This is a genomic window from Acinetobacter sp. YH12251, assembly GCF_013417465.1.
In the GTDB taxonomy this organism is placed as follows: domain Bacteria; phylum Pseudomonadota; class Gammaproteobacteria; order Pseudomonadales; family Moraxellaceae; genus Acinetobacter; species Acinetobacter amyesii.
The window spans coordinates 73,502-92,214 of the sequence record NZ_VPDZ01000012.1 but is presented as its reverse complement, the minus strand read 5'-3'; the positions used below and the strand labels follow the sequence as shown (position 1 = coordinate 92,214).

The following is an 18,713-nucleotide window of genomic DNA, read 5'->3' as shown; positions in this document are numbered from 1 at the left end:
GCCTTTTCATCTTAACCGATCAGCTTATTTTACGTAAGTTAACCAGTGCGCATATTTAGGGTCTTTACCCTGAACCGCATTAAAGAATGCAGTTTGGATTTGCTCAGTGATTGGACCACGACAACCTTCACCAATTTGACGGTCATCATATTCACGGATTGGTGTCACTTCAGCAGCAGTACCTGTGAAGAATGCTTCATCAGCGATATAGAATTCGTCACGTGTAATACGACGTTCAACCACTTCAAAACCAAGGTCTTTCGCTATCGTAATAATCGTTTGACGCGTAATACCATCAAGTGCACCACCCGCGATGTCAGGAGTATGAATCACGCCATCACGAACTAAGAATACATTTTCGCCTGAACCTTGACATACATAACCTTGTGGGTCGAGTAACATTGCTTCGTCATAGCCAGCATGTGCCACTTCTTGGTGTGCAAGAATGGACAAAGTATAGTTACCAGATGCTTTTGCTTTACACATGGTCACGTTTGGATGATGGTGCGTAAATGAAGACGTTTTAACACGAATACCCTTCGCCATCGCTTCATCACCAAGGTAAGCACCCCAGCTCCATGCAGCAACAACGGCATGAATGGTATTGTCAGTTGCTGCAATACCTAATTTTTCTGAACCAATAAAAATAATTGGGCGTAAATAGCAAGAAGCCAATTTATTTTCACGAACCACATCAATTTGAGCTTGTTCTAATGCTGCATGATCAAATGGGACTTTCATTTGATAAATTTTTGCAGAATTTAATAAACGCTTAGTGTGTTCTTTTAAACGGAAAATAGCCGTTCCATTCGGAGTTTCATAAGCACGGACGCCTTCAAACACACCCATGCTGTAATGCAATGTATGTGTTAATACGTGAGTTTTCGCCTCACGCCAGTCAACCAATTGTCCATCTTGCCAAATAAAACCATCACGATCAGCCAAGTTCATGGCACACACTCCAAATTTTTATACACAGTCATTTTTATCCAATGCAAACGTTGCAGTTGGATCAATTAATCTTTGCCATAGCTTGCAAACGACCACTCGGGTATCGTGCCAATCGTCAGCTGAAACTTGCATGGATTGATTCGCAAGTGCTAAACGGTGGCTCTCGGCTCGTTCACGGAGATAAGCTTGAATCAATGCTGTCGCATCGGCGCTGGATAAGCAATCCGTTCTTGCGGCATCCTCAAGGATTCGTACGTTGTCAGAGTAATGGGCGAGATCGGGATTCGACCCACTCCATGCTAATACTGCATACTGTGCCATAAATTCGATGTCAACGATACCACCTGCATCTTGTTTTAAATGAAAAATTCCATCTTTTTGCTGCTCTTTAGAAGAACCTAGATGGTCTTTCATTTTTTGGCGCATTTTTAGCACTTCTGCACGAACATTGTTCTCATCGCGTGGCTGAGTCAAAATATTGCAGCGCAAGTTTTCAATTTCAATCCGTAAACTGTGCTCACCTGCAATCGTTCTGGCACGTACTAAAGCTTGATGCTCCCAGACCCAAGCATTTTTATGTTGATATTGCTCAAAGGCTTTTAAGCTGGTCACCAATAAACCCGCCTCTCCCGAAGGTCGTAAACGTGTGTCCACTTCATACACTCGACCATCTAGGGTTTGCGTGGTCATTAAGGACATAAATTTTTGTGCCACCCGCATGGCAAATTCAAAGCCACTAATTGGTTTCTGTCCATCGGTATCCGCTTGTTCGTCCATATAGTGAATAAAGACCAAATCCAAGTCCGAACCATAACCTAGCTCGATGCCACCCACCTTGCCATAGCCAATCACCGCAAAAGCCATGTGATCAATCGAACAACGCTGCCCTTCTGCATCGATTGGATAACCATGTTTTTTGGCAACAATTTGATATGCCAAATGCAAGGTTGCATTCACCGACACTTCAGCAATATCGGTCAATGCATCCGATACTTTCATCAATGGGCTTTCGGCCAACACATCACTAGCAGCTACTGCTAAGACATTGGATTTTTTAAATAATCGAAGAACACGCATCTGATCTTCAACTTGATCGATTTCAATGCGAAGCAATTGTTGTCGTAGAGAGTCTTCTAAATCTTTACGTTTTGGCAGCTCAAAATCCATCGATAAAAACTCGTCCAACAGCACGGGATAATGCGTCAATTCTTCGCAGATCCAAGGACTGACTGTTGCCATTTTCACTAATCGTTGTAATGCCCCTTTGCTCTCAATCAGCATCACCAAATAGACTGTACGGCGCAGCACCGACTCCACCAAAGGCATGAGACGTAGTAAGGCCACCTGAGGTTTATCTGACTGTAATATCGCCTCAATGAGATGTGGCCAAAAGGTTTTTAAGCGCTGTACAGCTTTGGCAGGTAATTTTTTCAGCGCATGTCCATACCAAAATTCGTGAATTAAATTTTTGGCATCATCATCTAAAACATCATTTAACTGTGCTTCTAAATGACTAAAGCTTTCCAATAACGGATCGGGTTCTTTTTCTTTAATAAGATGTTCAAACTGGTAAATGACTTTGGCACGTTTCTGATTGAGCACATTCAAAAAGTCATCCCAAGATGCAAAACCTAAAGTATTTAAAATGCGCTGGCGGGGTTCAGGCTCATGGGGCAACGATTGGGTTTGCTGATCATTGAGCGCTTGAATCGCATGTTCAATGCGACGTAAAAATAAATATGCATCTTCTAGATCAGCAACTGCGGTTTTTTCTAATAATCCAACTTCACCTAAATGATGCAGACTCACTAAACATTGACGGTCTTGCAACTCGAGTTTTGAACCGCCATAGATGAGCTGAAAGACTTGAACAATAAACTCAACTTCACGAATTCCGCCTGCACCGAGTTTAATATCATCTTCGATATTACGACGTAGCACTTCACGTTCTATCATGGCTTTCATGTCACGCATAGCTTCGAAAGCGGTGTAATCGACATATTTGCGGAAGACGAAAGGTCGGGTCATTTCCAATAACTCGGCGCCTTCTTTACCGCCCGTGACGATCCGTGCCTTAATCCAGGCATAGCGTTCCCATTCGCGTCCATGCTGGCTTAAATATTTTTCTAATGCCGCATGACTGATTGCCAAGGCAGAACCATCACCCCATGGGCGAAGACGCATATCTACACGGAAGACAAAACCATCTGCGGTAATATGGTCAAGCAAGTAAATTAATTTCTGTCCCCATAAAATACAGAACTGCTGCACATCAATACATTTTCGACCATTGGTTTCGCCCTGTTCATCAAAGGCAAAAATAAGATCAATATCACTTGAAAGATTAAGTTCCTGTGCACCAAGTTTTCCCATGGCAACCACAATTAGGTCTTGAAATTTCCCCTTATAGCCTAGCGGTTCGCCATATTTCGCAATCAACGGCTTTAGTGCAAAATCTTTTGCCGCACAGATGGACGCATCGGCAAAGTCTGAAAGCTCTCGAGTTAAGCTGACGACATCGGTGAGTTGATTGGCATCTTGCCAAATCCAACGAAACATCAGACGTGCGCGCAGCACACGAATTGCACGCATCCAACTATTTTCATCTTGGATATCGGCAAGGCTGCTTGCGACAAAATGTTGAATTTGTGCTGTACTGAGCGAGGTTTGAAACTGATCAATTGCATAGTCTTGTTCTAAACTGGCCTGATGGATTCCGAGCACCTGTTCAGCATATTGACTGGCACGTAATGTTTTCTGCAATTGCTCCGTATTCATTTCACAAACCCTAGCGTGATTTTTTTCTAGTTATAACAGTTGATAACGCTTAGGGAAAAGTATTTTTAGGCTTTTATACCAATAGATGCGCATTAAAGTTCACTTAAGGTCGCATCTTTCTATGCACTGCTGCTCTCGGTACTTAGGGTTTGATGCAGGCTCGTCGCCTGTGGCAACCAAACTTTAAATTGTGTGCCTTCACCTTCTTTCGAATTCACCACAATTTCACCCTGATTTAAGTCCACAAAACGTTTACAAAGGACTAAACCCAACCCCGTACCACGTTCTCCTGCCGTACCTTTAATACTAACCGTCAGTTTTTGCTGAAATAAATCATCAATCTGAGCTTGGGTCATCCCCAATCCAGTATCTTGAATAGTGAATACAACCCGTTCTCCATCTCGATCGGCTGAAATCGTCACCACACCTCTACCATCGGTATGGGTAAATTTCAATGCGTTTGACACCAAGTTTTGCATCACTGATGTGATCATATTGATATCTGCATTGACTTTAATGCCTTCAGGCACGGCATTGATCAGTCGAATATTTTTCTTCACAGCCAAGCTATTCAAGACATCACTTACGATTTTTGCAGACTGATGTAAATCAAAATTAATCGGGTGATAAACAAAGCGACCACCTTCTGCCATAGCCCAGTTTAATAAGCTTTCTAAAAGGTTATACGTCGACTGTGTGGTGTCATATAAATAGTCTGCAATATTTTGAACGCTTGAATCATCTAAGGTATGACGCTCCTGTGCCAAAACTTCAGAAAATCCAAGTAGACCATGAAAAGGTGCTCTTAAATCATGCGCAATAATTTGGAAAAATTTAGTCTTACTAAAATTCAGTGCCGACTGCTGTTCATAGGCTTCTTTTAATTCGGCATTTTCAACACGGAGTTGAATGATGTTGACTAGACTTTGTACAAATTCTTCAACGATCTTTAATTGTTTGGCTTCAAATGCAGTGACTTGATCATCAAACAAAATCACTTTACCAATAGAGTCTTGATCATATTTTAAATCGAAAGCGACTAGACGCTGATGCCCTAAACCCAGTTCCTGCATATAGTCGCAGTAAGCTTGGTAATTTTCAGTGTCGCGATCTATACGGGAATGTTCAGCAAAAAACTGATCTAGACGATCATCATCAGCTTCGGCCATAAAGGCCTTAAATATGTGCTCTGACGCATACCATATATAAGGTTCATTTTTAAATGCGAGGACAGCATTATCGACTTGCACAATACCACGCGCGAACTTTAAAAATTCTGCAATGCGGTTGTCGTCCGTATAAACCCCCATCAATAAAGACAAACGACAGGAAGTTAATAATTCGGTTTGTGTACCAATATCCAGTAAACGTAAAGCCATCCCGTTGCTCTCCTCAGGGTTTATCTTAAAGATAAAAACCAACTGTTATGTTCAAGATTAATAGCAAAAATACCCCAAACATTCAATAACAAAACCCAACAAAAAGACAAACATCATTTACGAATGCGCTATTTAATCGAACTTTCATCCAATTAGAAAATAAAAATATCTATAAAGAACATCATATTAAATGCAATACAAAAATTAAAACAATAAAATTAGAAACTTAAATTAATTTAAATTTTATTGACTGTTTATTTTAAATCGTACTTTTCGCGTTTTATTCAAACTAAAAACATGACCAAAAGAAATATTCATTTACATAAGACCTAAAAAACTGGGTTTAATTTTCTTTAAATACATCACAAAAAATAGTGAGTTTTATGACTATTCTAGGACCAGATTACTCATCAGGATGCTCGTTTCAGTCAGCTACACTAAATGAATCTATTATTAATCTTTTCTATTAGACTAATTTATTAGTTTTTATCAGTTGTGTGTGTCATTTGAGCATTAAACCATACTTGCTCGCTTTTACTTTATTAAACTGAGCTAAAGATTCGTTTCATGCTTCTAATGCACATGAACTCATTCACCCAAATGACTGAAGCTGAAAAAGTGCCATGCCTTATTCATCAGATATATAAGTTATCGCATAAACATTCCGCGACCGTTCAAAGTCAAACGGAGCATCAAACTCACGTCGTTCTTTAATAAAGTCCCCAACCCTGACTAATTTTTGAACTTCCGCACCAAATCTACACCTAAAAGTTAAGGCATTCGGTTTGACCTATCAAACGCTTTGCTTTACAACTAAAACTTGAACGAGCCATAAAGAACAGATCAGCCCCAAAAAATGATATAAATTTAATTGTTCAATAGCTTTAAGCTATGAATAACAAGCTTTCAATATTTCCCTTTTCGGTTTTGCGCTAAAATTGGGCGTCAAACTGCACTTCTTTTGTATCATTTTTCTACGAAATGACCACATCACAGGATCTTGCGTTGACTGAAAAGCAATGAACCCCGATACTTTCATAGTTTTATTTAAGCAAATCGGTTCATAGAGGCGAGCCACAAGCTCGAACCTCAAAGACACAATCTAAAGCAAGGGGCTATATATGGCTGGTGGAAAGTCAACTATCATCTACACACTGACCGACGAGGCGCCATTATTGGCGACTTACTCTCTGCTGCCGATCATTGAAACCTTTACTAAACCTGCTGGCGTTGAAATCGTTAAACGCGATATCTCAGTTGCAGCACGTGTACTCGCTGAATTTTCAGACTATCTAAGCGAAGAACAAAAGGTGCCAAATAACTTGGCAGAGCTTGGACAATTAACCCAAGATCCAAGCACAAACATTATCAAACTTCCAAACATCAGTGCTTCAGTTGGCCAATTAACTGCTTGCATTAAAGAATTACAGTCTAAAGGTTTTGCAATTCCGAACTACCCAGAAAACCCAGCGACTGAGGAAGAAAAAGAAATCAAGGCACGTTATAGCAAATGCCTAGGTTCTGCTGTAAATCCTGTACTTCGTGAAGGTAACTCTGACCGTCGTGCACCTACTGCAGTAAAAAATTACGCGAAGAAACATCCGCACTCTATGAGCGAATGGAAACAGTGGTCACAAACTCACGTTTCTCACATGGACGAAGGTGACTTCTACCACGGCGAAAAGTCTATGACTTTAGACCGCGCTCGCAATGTAAAAATGGAATTGATCACGAAGTCTGGTGAAACTGTTGTTCTTAAGCCAAAAGTTGCGCTTCAAGAAGGCGAAATCATCGACTCAATGTTCATGAGCAAAAAAGCACTTTGCGACTTCTATGAAAAAGAATTAGATGATTGTAAAGAAGCAGGCATTTTGTTCTCTCTACACGTAAAAGCGACCATGATGAAGGTGTCTCACCCAATCGTTTTCGGTCACTGTGTGAAGATTTACTACAAAGATGCATTCGAAAAACACGGCAAATTGTTTGATGAGTTAGGTATTAACATCAACAACGGTATGTCTGGTCTTTACGAAAAAATTGAAACTCTTCCGACTTCTCTTCGTGAAGAAATCATTGCTGACTTACATGCTTGCCAAGAACACCGTCCCGCACTTGCAATGGTTGATTCTGCAAAAGGCATCACTAACTTCCACTCACCTAATGACGTAATTGTAGATGCTTCTATGCCGGCAATGATCCGTGGTGGCGGTAAAATGTGGGGTGCTGACGGAAAACAGTACGACTGTAAAGCTGTAATGCCTGAATCTACTTTCGCGCGTATCTACCAAGAAATGATCAATTTCTGTAAATGGAATGGTAACTTTGACCCACGCACTATGGGTACAGTTCCTAACGTTGGTCTGATGGCGCAAAAAGCGGAAGAATACGGTTCACACGACAAGACTTTCGAAATTCCTGAAGCGGGTGTTGCCAACATCACGGATCTGGAAACAGGTGAAGTATTGATGTCTCAAAACGTGGAAGAAGGCGACATCTGGCGTATGTGTCAGGTGAAAGACGCACCAATCCGCGACTGGGTGAAACTGGCTGTTACACGTGCACGCAACTCAGGCATGCCTGCGATCTTCTGGCTTGACCCGTACCGTCCACACGAAAACGAACTCATCAAGAAAGTTCAAACTTACTTGAAAGAGCACGACACTACTGGTTTAGACATTCAAATCATGTCTCAAGTCCGTGCTATGCGTTATACACTTGAACGTGTTGCTCGTGGCCTAGATACAATTTCTGTAACTGGTAACATCCTACGTGACTACCTCACAGACTTGTTCCCGATTATGGAATTGGGTACTTCTGCGAAAATGCTTTCTATCGTGCCTCTAATGGCTGGTGGCGGCATGTACGAAACTGGTGCGGGTGGTTCTGCGCCTAAACACGTACAACAACTTGTAGAAGAAAACCACTTACGTTGGGATTCTTTAGGTGAGTTCTTGGCACTTGCTGTTTCTCTTGAAGAAATGGGCATCAAAGAAGACAACGCGAAAGCGAAACTTCTGGCGAAGACTTTAGATGCTGCAACAGGCAAACTGCTGGATAACGACAAATCTCCATCACGTCGTACTGGCGAGCTGGACAACCGTGGCAGCCACTTCTACCTTGCTAAATACTGGGCTGAAGAACTTGCTGCGCAAGACGAAGATGCAGATCTTAAAGCGAAATTCGCTCCTCTTGCTCAAGCACTTGCTGACAACGAAGAAAAAATCGTTGCAGAACTTGCTGAAGTTCAAGGTAAAGCTGCGGACATCGGTGGTTACTACGCTGTAGATACAGCAAAAGTAAATGCTGTAATGCGTCCAAGTGCAACTTTGAATGCTGCTCTTGAAGCTGCTCAATAAGTTGATGCAAAACTAACGCAAGTTAGTGATGTAAAAAAACCAGCGCGAAAGCGCTGGTTTTTTTATCCCTGAATAAACCTTTTTTTAGGAACTGAGATTAATTTTCTCTAATTCCAAGAAATTCTTAGCTGCTTCAGGTTTTAGGAAATGCCATAAAACAAACATTGAAATGATAAAAAATGTCATAAAAAAACAAATTAAAAGGTAATTCAAGTCACTAGGTAACGTTGAGATACTCTCACTATAAACAAAACTAATATAAGTAATAACAATATATGGAGCACAACCAATAGCATTAATGAAAAAATATAAAATCGTCCCGCAATACCCATACCATTTTATCTTATTCTTTGTATATTTTTTATTCAGCTCATATTTACGACTTACTTCATCTTTTTCCAAATACTCCTGCCCCCTTTTATATAATCTAACGGCCCTATCTTTATCACAGCAAGACAAAATGTATTTAAGCAAATCTATATCTTTATTTTTAACATTTAAATAATTTGCTAACTTTGCGACTTTCAAATGATATTTCAACTCATTAGAAAACTCAGTTAAAGTATCTTCCTTGAGAAGATTTTCTTGTTCATCAATATATTCATTCTTTTTTCGCCGCTTGTAATCACTATAATCTCTTAACCCTGAAATCACGCCAGATTTAGCAAGAAAGTAAATACTAGAGACCATCACCACAAGAAAAATAAGTACACAAATAAATTCCAATCCATAAGTACTTTCCAATAATTTTAATGCAAATTGATTCAAGTTTAGTTCTGCATTTAAATTTGCTGACATATACACCCCTATTTTTTATTAAAAATTTATTTCTCAAATCATTTATAAGTTATCCAAAAGCTTTAGAGCATAATTACCAAATATCTTATTTTTAATTTCCTTCAGGCAATAAAAAACCCCAAGTCTTAATAAGCTTGGGGTCTTTTAGAATTTTGGTCCCGAGGGTCGGACTCGAACCGACACATCATCTCTGATAGTGGATTTTGAATCCACCGCGTCTACCAATTTCACCACCTCGGGAAGGTGTTGGAACGTATAATAAACTGTTTCAAAAACTTGTCAACGCATGATGTTCTCATTTGATTAAAAATAAACCGTATAAGAATTTTTAGATGGATAATCCATCAATTTCAGCGTTAAAACCCAAAAAAGCTTATACTAAGCCAAATTTCATTATCCCCTTTTCAGATTTCTTAACATGCAACTTTCTGACTTTAACTTCAATCTCCCCGACGAACTCATTGCCCGCTATCCGCTTGAAACACGTAGTGCATCACGCCTGCTCCATCTCGATCTCAATGGTGAATATCACGACCATCATTTCACTGACATTTTAGACTTGCTCAATGAAGGTGACTTATTGGTACTAAACGATACCAAAGTGATGAAAGCCCGCTTAAAAGGCAAACGAGCAACTGGCGGTGCAGTTGAAGTCTTAGTTGAACGTATTCTTGACCCAAAAACCGCACATTGCCACATTAAAGCCAGTAATACGCCTAAAGAAGGTGCAGAATTATTTATTGGTCCAGACGAAGTTAAAGTGACCGTTCAAGGCCGTCATGAAAACTTATTTGTTGTGGAATTTTCACAGCCTATTTTACAAGTTTTAGATTTATACGGCGCATTACCGATTCCGCCTTACTTTAACCGTGAAGCAGAAGCGATTGATACCGAACGTTACCAAACTGTTTTTAACGATCCGACCAAATTGGCTTCAGTTGCAGCACCAACAGCAAGCTTACATTTTGATGAAGCGCTACTCAAAAAATTGGCGGACAAAGGCGTAAATAAAACCTTTGTTACCTTGCATGTGGGTGCAGGTACATTTTTACCCGTACGTACCAATGACATTGAAAATCACATCATGCACAGCGAATGGTGTGACGTGTCAGAAGAATCTATGGCTTTAATCCGTGAAACAAAAGCACGTGGCAATAAAGTCATTGCTGTTGGCACCACCGCGACTCGTGCGACTGAAAGTGCTGCTCAAGCCAATGGCGGCGAACTCAAGGGTTGGACTGGTGATACACAAATCTTTATCTACCCAGGTTATGAGTTCAAAGTAGTCGATCGTTTAATTACCAACTTCCATTTACCTGAGTCTACCCTGCTCATGTTAGTGTCAGCGTTGTCCAGTCGAGACAATATTTTGAATGCCTATCACCATGCCGTCAAAAGCCAATATCGCTTCTTTAGTTATGGTGATGCAATGTTAATTGATAATATTAACCACAAATAAAATTACGCCGAAATCATCCCTATGCCGATAGATTCTGTAAAGCACTCCATCCATATTCGTCGAAAAAAGAATGCTGTGGTTTTTCAGAATATCGCTCGGCTTTGGGATATAGGCCGAAACGCCAAAACACACCAAGAGCTCCTCGATGGACTGCATCCATGGAATGCTCCCATTACACTCAAATTTGAAAATTTACTCCCCCTAGCTTTAGCCGCACTGGGTATCGGATTCATGCTGTTTATTGTGATTCAGCCCGATCATGGCTGGGCACAGCTCTGCTTTGCTGCGGGGTTGGCTATGGTGTTCTGGGCCTATATCAGCTATGAAAAAGATGATCCGCTCGAAGAAGTTATTGCGTTTTTAGAAACCGAATGCATTGCCAGAAAATACCAATTGGCTTTTAACCGACAGCCTCAATACATTTCGATGCCACTGAATAATCTGCAATTTATTGGCAATCTTAAACGTATGTTCCCCGTGTTTAAGCAAGGCAGCCTTTCGAATGATATTCAGACCTTTGCGAGCACTGTTTGGGAAGATGAAAATCAGCAACAGCATCAGGTCATGGTCTTTCATTATCACTATGTGAATGAACTGAAAGTACGTGACAAAGACGGTGATGAAGTCACGGTGAAAGAAATTCATAAAGACCTGTGGGGCATATTTGTTTTTGATATTGGCATCCATGGACTTGCCGTATCTGCAACAGGTAAAAACTTTGGCTATCCCTATAGTTTTCCTTGGCACAGCAGCGACATTCAAACCAATCAAAAATTAAAATTTTATGGCGATAACCAAATGGAAATGGCTAAATTACTCAGCCCGGGATTTGTCCTCCGACTAGCGGATTTTTTTCAAAACCGTGAAGGTGATCTGCTATTTCATCCGAGCCACCGCATAATGTGCTATCTTGGCTCTACAGATTTATTTAAAGTCAGTAGTAAAGCAAAACGAATTCAAGATGTTTCGGCATTGCGTGGACATCTCAGAACCTTTAAATTAAATGCTTTAGAAAATTTGAAAAACGACTTAACGCAGTTTTTAAAATAGATTTCATACAATAATGTTTTAAATTACGACCTTTTATCTTGAGGATAAAATTTTATGGGGCTTTTGATCTTTGTTTTAATCATCATTGCATTGGTGATTGGCGCAATCATGATTCGCAACAATATTGTCCGACATCACAATGCAACCATTCGTGCATGGTCAGATGTAGCCAGCTATGAACGTCAAAAAATCAAAATTTTAGATGGATTACAGCCACTGGTTGAGCAATATTCCAATTTTGAACAAGGGACTTTGGCAAAAGTCACTGAACTCCGTCAAAATATTATGAATTTGAACGTAAATAGTACCGATGTCAGCCAATTACAGCGTATCGAAGCCTTAAATCAAGATCTGATGCGCAGCCTGAATGTTGTGGTTGAAAACTACCCAGAGCTCAAAGCCAATGATATTTATCTGAAAATGATGAATGAAATTGAAGAACAAAACGAAAATGTCGGTGCGGCGATTACTATTTTTAACCGCAACGTTGAGTTGTTCAACAACCACATTCAAGTGTTTCCTAACAATATTATTAATACGCTATTGCTGAGTAAAAAAGCGGTTCGCCCTTTCCGCGATCAAGCTGCCAGCCAAAATTTTGATTATCGTCCGAACTTTTAAGTTCGGGCTTTAACGTACTAAAGTAAAAAAATAATGATGAGGTGATCAAGCACCTCCAAAACTTAAAAGAAAAATAAAATATGCAAAATCAAATTAATGCACTGAAAAATGTGCTGATTCAGGCGTTTTTCAAACTCTATGAGCAGCACCAAGACGACCATATTTACGCATGTACATTGGCGTTCAATCCCTATTTATCCATAGAATATATCGCAGTCTCTACGCAGCGTAGTATTTTTGCCGAAGATGAAGATTCTGCTCAATATCTTACAACGCATGATCGATGGAATGTGTCGAAATGGCGCTATCGTAGCCTACCGGCTTTGAGTCAAGACTTGGCGCAGTTCAAACTGACATCTGTAAATGAAGTGGGCCATTTAAACCTTGATCCATCTTCTATAAAAAGTACGATAAAGTCTGAGTCAACTAACCATCTTTCAATCTTGCTCAATGCTATACAACAAACAAAATTCGACTTGGTTCATTCCTACGGCATAGAACTGGACAATATTCTGTTTTTTATCACGGTCCCGACACAGCCCGAAATAGAAATTTATTCAGCTCAGGTTTTAAATCCTCCAAGTACACAACTTGACGATTTTCTCAAATCCAAACAACCCCTCAAGCTCGACAGTTTACCCAAGCGTATGAAGCTGTCTCAGTATGATAAAGACCTGCTGATTGATTTGGCTCAAATCCTTGAAATACAACCTTATAACTATTTACATGTAGCCAATGAAGTCTATCTTTTAAGCTTAGAAAAAAGCTATGCAACCACGAATCCCTATATTCAAAAACTCATTGACAGCATCGTGGCCATGACATCTGACCCGAAAGGCACATTTGCGATGGAAAAAGAAGAAATTTTGCAGCGAATTAACCAGTTTTATTTTAATGCCAAGAGTTCAGATGAAGCCCTGTCACAAGATGCGATCTATAAATTTACAGACTTAACACCCGACAAAGCTAGCGTTTAACCGCAGAATCAAGGAAAATAGAGCACTTTTAGCACTCTTACCATCAGCGAACTGTTTTTTCGCCTTGATCTGGACCTTGTATGAAGTTTGAAAAATTGGCGCAATCGGGCCGTGCTCGTCGCGGCCGTTTAACCCTTGAACATGGTGTTGTTGAAACACCTATGTTCATGCCTGTCGGTACTTACGGTACTGTAAAAGGCATGCTCCCACGTGACATTAAAGAAATTAAATCCCAAGTTATTTTGGGCAATACCTTCCATTTATATCTTCGCCCAGGCCTAGATGTCATTCGTGAACATGGTGGTTTACACCAATTCATGAAATGGAATAACCCGATTTTGACAGATTCAGGCGGTTTCCAAGTCTTCAGCCTTGGCGCTATGCGCAAAATTAAAGAAGAGGGCGTGACTTTCCGCTCTCCGATTGATGGCTCTAAAGTCTTTTTATCTCCTGAAATTTCGATGGATATTCAGCACACGCTGAATTCAGACATCGTGATGATTTTTGATGAATGTACGCCTTATCCTGCAACACATGAAGAAGCGCAAAAATCATTGCAGCTTTCATTACGTTGGGCGAAACGTTGTAAGACTCAACATCATGACGTGCTGAAAAACCGTAATGCACTATTTGGTATTATCCAAGGCGGCATGTATGAAGATTTACGTGATGAATCTTTAAATGGTCTGAAAGAAATTGATTTTGATGGTTATGCCATTGGCGGCTTGTCTGTTGGCGAACCTAAAGAAGAAATGATCAAAGTATTGGATTATCTTCCAGAGAAAATGCCTGCAGATAAACCACGTTACTTGATGGGTGTCGGTAAACCAGAAGATATCGTAGAAGCGGTTCGTCGCGGTGTCGATATGTTTGACTGTGTGATGCCAACTCGAAATGCACGTAATGGTCATTATTTTGTGACCGACGGTTTAGTGCGTATTCGCAATGCCAAATATCGTCATGATCAAAGTCCGCTTGACCCACATTGCGACTGTTATACCTGTACAAATTTCACCAAATCTTATCTCTTCCATCTTGAGAAATGCGGCGAAATGCTCGGTTCGATGCTCGGTACTATTCATAACTTACGTTATTACCTACGTCTAACTGAAGCGATGCGTGATGCTCTCGATCATGGCACTTTTGATGAGTTTGTTGAAGACTTTTATCGTCGTCGCGGCATGGAAGTGCCACCTTGTCCTCAAGATTAATTCTTTCAGCATTTGCGCTGAAGAAAAAGACAAGGTAAATTGCTGAACAAGTCCAATTTATTTATCAAAGTATTGATAACCAGTTTTTTTAGTTTAGGAAAATGAAATGAGCCTTTTTATTTCTACTGCTCACGCGGCAGGTGAAGCTGCACAGCAACCAAGCATGATGGCAAACCTGTTGATGATTGCGGTATTTGTCGCAATCTTCTACTTCTTGATCTGGCGCCCTCAATCAAAACGTGCAAAAGAACATCGTGCACTAATTGAAAGCCTAGGTGTTGGTAGTGAAGTTGTTTTTGCGGGCGGTTTAATGGGTAAAATCACAAAAATCGAAGGTGATTTTGCAGTTGTTGAACTGAACCGTGGCGTAGAAGTAAAAGTACAACGCGCAAGTGTGATTTCAGTTCTGCCTGAAGGCACTCTAAATAACCTTTAATCAAAAAATAAGTCGTGCACCCGCACGGCTTTTTTCATTTTAAGAAGAAAACGAATGCGTTACCCAGCATGGAAATATCTACTGATTCTAGTGGTACTAGTCATCAGTACATTATATGCCCTGCCAAGTTTGTATCCTGATGAACCTGCTGTTCAAATTTCAGGTGCCAAAGCCGGTACCCAGATTGATCAAAGCATCGTACAAAAAGCAGAGCAGATTTTAAAATCTGAAAATATTGCCAGCCATGACAATAGCTTCACCAATAATGCCGCTTTATTACGTGTTGATTCTAGCGAACAACAATTAAAAGCGAAAGAAGCACTACGTCGTGGGCTCGGTGAAAATTATGTCGTCGCACTGAACCTTGCGCCTACTACCCCAGAATGGCTACAAAAAATTGGTGCTAAACCAATGAAGCTGGGTCTAGATTTACGTGGTGGTGTACATTTCCTACTTGAAGTGGATATGGATAAAGCCATTTCACAGCGTATGGAAACGTCTGCGGCTGACTTACGTCGCCAACTTCGCGACAATAAATTAAAATTCAATAGCTTATCTTTGAACAACAACACCATTACGATGCAATTTGCAAATAATGATGACCGTTCTGCAGCTATGGATTTCCTTCGTCGTAACGGCAATGAATATACTCAACAAGCGGTTGCAACAACTGAAGGTTCAACACTGCGTTTAAGCTACACAGATACACGTAAACAAGAAATTCAGTCTTATGCTGTCAACCAAAACTTAACAACTTTACGTAACCGTATTAACGAGTTAGGTGTAGCGGAAGCATTAGTACAAACTCAAGGTAGCAACCGTATTGTGGTTGAATTACCAGGTGTACAAGATACTGCTGAAGCAAAACGTGTACTTGGTCGTACTGCAAACCTTGAGTTCCGCTTAGTTTCTGATTTAAATGATCAATATATCGATCCTTACACAGGTCAAGCAAAAGGCTCATTACCGCCAGGTACAGAAGCTTTTGCTTATGAATCTTTGGACAGCGGTCGTCAATTATTGCTTAACCGTAACCGTATCTTAACAGGTGAACGTGTACAAAATGCGTCATCAGGCTTTAGCCAAGATACAGGTGGTGCTGAAGTAAACATTACTTTGGACACTGCGGGCGGTAAGTTGATGTCTGAAGCTACTCGTAATGCTGTAGGCAAACGAATGGCTGTTCTGTTCATCGAGAACAAACAAAAAATTAGTTATGTTGCAGACCCTGCAACAGGTACACAAACTGAAGTTCGTACACCTTATACCGAATCTGTGGTCATCAATGCTGCAACTATTCAAGCCGTATTAGGTTCTCAGTTCCGTATTACTGGTCTAGATTCACCTCAAGAAGCGTCTGAACTTGCATTGATGTTACGTGCAGGTGCTTTGGCGGCGCCAATGTACTTCGTGGAAGAACGTGTGATTGGTCCGAGTCTCGGTCAAGAAAATATCGACAAAGGCGTATTATCAACTCAAATCGGTTTCTTATTAGTTGCGATTTGGATGGTCGTCTTCTTCCGTGTGTTCGGTTTGATTGCCAACTTTGCTCTCGTGGTTAACCTTGCCATGATCTTAACTATCATGTCTTGGATTGGCGCGTCCCTCACCCTTCCGGGTATTGCAGGTATCGTGATTACCATTGGTATGGCGGTCGATGCCAACGTACTGATCTGTGAGCGGATACGAGAGGAAATTAAATGGGGTGCCTCGCCGAAACAGGCGATTGTTGCGGGTTATGATCGTGCGTATAACACCATCTTTGACTCCAACTTAACTACATTCTTGGTGGCTTTCATTCTGTTCGCAATTGGTACAGGCCCAATTAAAGGCTTCGCGGTTACCCTAATGATTGGTATTGTCTGCTCAATGTTCACAGCAATTACTGTGACACGTGCAATCGTACAAATCATTTATGGTAAAAAACGTAACCTGAAGAAGTTGAGCATTTAGGAGATCTAAGATGACTGAAAATACTCAACCGAAACAATACGGCCGTCCTGACAACGAGCGCATTATTCCGTTTATGAAGATTGCCAAACCGGCAGCCTTGATATCGATTATTTTAACGCTCGCAAGTATCTTTTTTATTTGCACCAAAGGTCTAAACCTCGGTTTGGACTTTACTGGCGGTGTGGCAGCAGAGTTGAACTATAGTCAACCAGTAAAATCTACCGATGTGAGCTCAGCGCTGACAAAAGCTGGTTTTAAAGACCCTGTGGTACAAACCTTAGGATCTGACCGCGACCTGATGGTTCGTATGCCAGTTCAAAAAGACATTGAAGCTGAAGACCTAACCAAAGCCATTACGACTGCTGCTCAATTGCCGGGCAATAAAGCAGAAGTACATAAAGTTGATGTGGTTGGCGGTCAAGTCGGTAATGAACTCTACGTGCGTTCTGCTGGCGCTGTAGGTCTTGCCCTACTGCTCATGTTGGTTTATGTCACTATTCGCTTTGAATTCAAACTTGCGATGGGTGCTGTACTGTCTTTATTCCACGATATCGTGGTGACCATTGGTATCTTTGCCATGATGCAGTGGCCGTTTGACTTAACAGTTTTGGCTGCGCTACTCGCGATTATTGGTTTCTCGCTCAACGATAACATCGTTGTATCTGACCGTATTCGTGAAAACTTCCGTAAGATTCGCGGTGCTGAACCTCTTGAAGTTGTGAACAGTGCTTTGACTGAAACACTTCGCCGTACCATTCACACCTCTATGACACTGTTACTGGTTGTTGTAGCGATGATGGTACTGGGCGGTGATGGTCTGAAATGGTTCTCTGTTGCAATGTTTGTTGGTGTATTTGTGGGTACATATTCATCAATCTACATTGGTACAGCCTTCGCGTTATGGCGTGGCCTGAACCGTCAAGACTTCATTGTACAAGTGAAGCCTGAATTTGAAGAAGAAGAGATTCCTTAAGCTTTTCGACTTATAGTTCAGATCAAAACCCATCTTCGGATGGGTTTTTTTATGCGACTACCTTAAATAAATGAGCTAGGCAAAATCGCAATAATAGAATCTAATTTTTCAATATCGGATTGCAGGAATTCCACCTGTCGTTTTTGGTCTAGACTTGCAAATTGCCACGTATCATCTGTTTGCTGTATCACGTTTAAAATTAAATTTAAGCCATTTCGCAAATATACACAGGCTAGATCCGATCTCTCTACCCCTCGCCGTTCATCACAGACCACAAGCCAACCCTCTTGTAATACAGGGGCATAATACGATGCTGTGATGCGAATCAAATACAGGTCTTGAGTGTTTTTAAATAATGCTGAATATTGAGATGAATCATTTGAAATCGGTTTTAAAGAAAATGCCTGTGTCTCAACCACCTGCATTTCAAAAAGGACCAAGCTTGCTTGCTCCTCAGTGCACTTGTCTTGTTCTATAAACTGAACCTCATTATCTAAACTTCCCTTAATGAGTCCCAATTGTGACTCTAATTCACGTGCAAATTTCTCTCCAATCTGCCGATGACTATTTAATAATTGGGAAATTAAAGGAACCGCTAAGCCAAAATGTTCACACACAGCTTTACCATTTTTAAAGGGGCCTGTTGCAACCCAATGGTCAATGGCTTGTGTTAGATTATGTCGACGCTTTTCAAAAAGCTCTGAAGGCAGCATAAGCATTCAATTTTATAATTTCTCTCCCCCAATATAATAAAAAACCCGCACGCAGCGG

Annotated in this window: 14 protein-coding genes and 1 tRNA gene; 9 read left to right on the top strand and 6 right to left on the bottom strand. The window is 40.7% G+C overall.

The genetic code is table 11. The features are described from left to right. Positions 1-24 precede the first annotated feature (24 nt). From FTV27_RS12195 to FTV27_RS12185, 3 genes are all read right to left on the bottom strand, one after another. Positions 25-951, bottom strand: coding sequence for a branched-chain amino acid transaminase (locus FTV27_RS12195; RefSeq protein ID WP_078191262.1), 927 nt, complete (start codon positions 949-951; stop codon positions 25-27). Between the two features lie 18 nt (positions 952-969). Then, positions 970-3,729 carry a bifunctional [glutamate--ammonia ligase]-adenylyl-L-tyrosine phosphorylase/[glutamate--ammonia-ligase] adenylyltransferase gene (gene glnE, locus FTV27_RS12190; RefSeq protein ID WP_180078739.1) on the bottom strand — a complete coding sequence of 920 codons (2,760 nt, stop codon included), beginning with the start codon at positions 3,727-3,729 and terminating at the stop codon, positions 970-972. Between the two features lie 119 nt (positions 3,730-3,848). Beyond that, the gene (locus tag FTV27_RS12185) at positions 3,849-5,108 is read right to left on the bottom strand and encodes a sensor histidine kinase KdpD (protein WP_180078737.1); all 1,260 of its coding nucleotides are present in this window, start codon (positions 5,106-5,108) and stop codon (positions 3,849-3,851) included. Positions 5,109-6,229: 1,121 nt separating this feature from the next. Here FTV27_RS12185 and FTV27_RS12180 point away from each other — a divergent pair. Next, positions 6,230-8,464, top strand: coding sequence for an NADP-dependent isocitrate dehydrogenase (locus FTV27_RS12180; RefSeq protein WP_180078735.1), 2,235 nt, complete (start codon positions 6,230-6,232; stop codon positions 8,462-8,464). A gap of 84 nt (positions 8,465-8,548) precedes the next feature. Here the strand turns inward: FTV27_RS12180 and FTV27_RS12175 are convergent, their stop codons facing one another. Further along, a complete protein-coding gene (locus FTV27_RS12175; RefSeq protein ID WP_180078733.1) occupies positions 8,549-9,262 on the bottom strand; it encodes a hypothetical protein in 714 nt (237 codons plus the stop codon). Positions 9,263-9,415: 153 nt separating this feature from the next. After that, positions 9,416-9,502: transfer RNA gene (locus FTV27_RS12170), tRNA-Leu, on the bottom strand. Between the two features lie 178 nt (positions 9,503-9,680). On the opposite strand from FTV27_RS12170, the gene queA reads away from it, so the two are divergent. The 8 genes from queA to secF all read left to right on the top strand — a co-directional run bounded on the left by queA (position 9,681) and on the right by secF (position 17,942). Beyond that, positions 9,681-10,721, top strand: coding sequence for a tRNA preQ1(34) S-adenosylmethionine ribosyltransferase-isomerase QueA (gene queA / locus FTV27_RS12165; RefSeq protein ID WP_180078731.1), 1,041 nt, complete (start codon positions 9,681-9,683; stop codon positions 10,719-10,721). Between the two features lie 21 nt (positions 10,722-10,742). Continuing rightward, positions 10,743-11,771: a hypothetical protein gene (locus FTV27_RS12160; RefSeq protein ID WP_180078729.1), complete on the top strand. Its 1,029-nt coding sequence runs from the start codon at positions 10,743-10,745 to the stop codon at positions 11,769-11,771. A gap of 54 nt (positions 11,772-11,825) precedes the next feature. Beyond that, the gene (locus FTV27_RS12155) at positions 11,826-12,392 is read left to right on the top strand and encodes a LemA family protein (RefSeq protein WP_078191268.1); all 567 of its coding nucleotides are present in this window, start codon (positions 11,826-11,828) and stop codon (positions 12,390-12,392) included. Positions 12,393-12,472: 80 nt separating this feature from the next. After that, positions 12,473-13,369 (top strand): DUF4303 domain-containing protein, encoded by an 897-nt coding sequence (locus tag FTV27_RS12150; RefSeq protein WP_180078727.1) that lies wholly within the window; start codon positions 12,473-12,475, stop codon positions 13,367-13,369. Between the two features lie 80 nt (positions 13,370-13,449). Beyond that, complete coding sequence (gene tgt / locus FTV27_RS12145; protein WP_078194179.1) at positions 13,450-14,580, top strand: tRNA guanosine(34) transglycosylase Tgt; 1,131 nt, start codon at positions 13,450-13,452, stop codon at positions 14,578-14,580. Positions 14,581-14,686: 106 nt separating this feature from the next. Next, a complete protein-coding gene (gene yajC, locus FTV27_RS12140; RefSeq protein WP_078191271.1) occupies positions 14,687-15,016 on the top strand; it encodes a preprotein translocase subunit YajC in 330 nt (109 codons plus the stop codon). Between the two features lie 54 nt (positions 15,017-15,070). After that, a complete protein-coding gene (gene secD / locus FTV27_RS12135) occupies positions 15,071-16,969 on the top strand; it encodes a protein translocase subunit SecD (RefSeq protein ID WP_111885819.1) in 1,899 nt (632 codons plus the stop codon). A 10-nt stretch (positions 16,970-16,979) separates the two neighbouring features. Continuing rightward, positions 16,980-17,942 (top strand): protein translocase subunit SecF, encoded by a 963-nt coding sequence (gene secF, locus FTV27_RS12130; protein WP_111885820.1) that lies wholly within the window; start codon positions 16,980-16,982, stop codon positions 17,940-17,942. Positions 17,943-18,004: 62 nt separating this feature from the next. Here the strand turns inward: secF and FTV27_RS12125 are convergent, their stop codons facing one another. Continuing rightward, positions 18,005-18,655, bottom strand: coding sequence for a hypothetical protein (locus FTV27_RS12125; RefSeq protein WP_180078725.1), 651 nt, complete (start codon positions 18,653-18,655; stop codon positions 18,005-18,007). Positions 18,656-18,713 lie beyond the last annotated feature (58 nt).

Excerpts from the sequence above, each read along its gene's own strand:
- FTV27_RS12175 (WP_180078733.1), bottom strand. The coding sequence starts at position 9,262 with ATGTCAGCAAATTTAAATGCAGAACTAAACTTGAATCAATTTGCATTA.
- FTV27_RS12180 (WP_180078735.1), top strand. The coding sequence starts at position 6,230 with ATGGCTGGTGGAAAGTCAACTATCATCTACACACTGACCGACGAGGCG.
- FTV27_RS12155 (WP_078191268.1), top strand. The coding sequence starts at position 11,826 with ATGGGGCTTTTGATCTTTGTTTTAATCATCATTGCATTGGTGATTGGC.
- FTV27_RS12150 (WP_180078727.1), top strand. The coding sequence starts at position 12,473 with ATGCAAAATCAAATTAATGCACTGAAAAATGTGCTGATTCAGGCGTTT.
- secD (WP_111885819.1), top strand. The coding sequence starts at position 15,071 with ATGCGTTACCCAGCATGGAAATATCTACTGATTCTAGTGGTACTAGTC.
- secF (WP_111885820.1), top strand. The coding sequence starts at position 16,980 with ATGACTGAAAATACTCAACCGAAACAATACGGCCGTCCTGACAACGAG.
- FTV27_RS12185 (WP_180078737.1), bottom strand. The coding sequence starts at position 5,108 with ATGGCTTTACGTTTACTGGATATTGGTACACAAACCGAATTATTAACT.
- queA (WP_180078731.1), top strand. The coding sequence starts at position 9,681 with ATGCAACTTTCTGACTTTAACTTCAATCTCCCCGACGAACTCATTGCC.
- glnE (WP_180078739.1), bottom strand. The coding sequence starts at position 3,729 with ATGAATACGGAGCAATTGCAGAAAACATTACGTGCCAGTCAATATGCT.
- FTV27_RS12195 (WP_078191262.1), bottom strand. The coding sequence starts at position 951 with ATGAACTTGGCTGATCGTGATGGTTTTATTTGGCAAGATGGACAATTG.
- FTV27_RS12160 (WP_180078729.1), top strand. The coding sequence starts at position 10,743 with ATGCCGATAGATTCTGTAAAGCACTCCATCCATATTCGTCGAAAAAAG.
- tgt (WP_078194179.1), top strand. The coding sequence starts at position 13,450 with ATGAAGTTTGAAAAATTGGCGCAATCGGGCCGTGCTCGTCGCGGCCGT.
- FTV27_RS12125 (WP_180078725.1), bottom strand. The coding sequence starts at position 18,655 with ATGCTGCCTTCAGAGCTTTTTGAAAAGCGTCGACATAATCTAACACAA.
- yajC (WP_078191271.1), top strand. The coding sequence starts at position 14,687 with ATGAGCCTTTTTATTTCTACTGCTCACGCGGCAGGTGAAGCTGCACAG.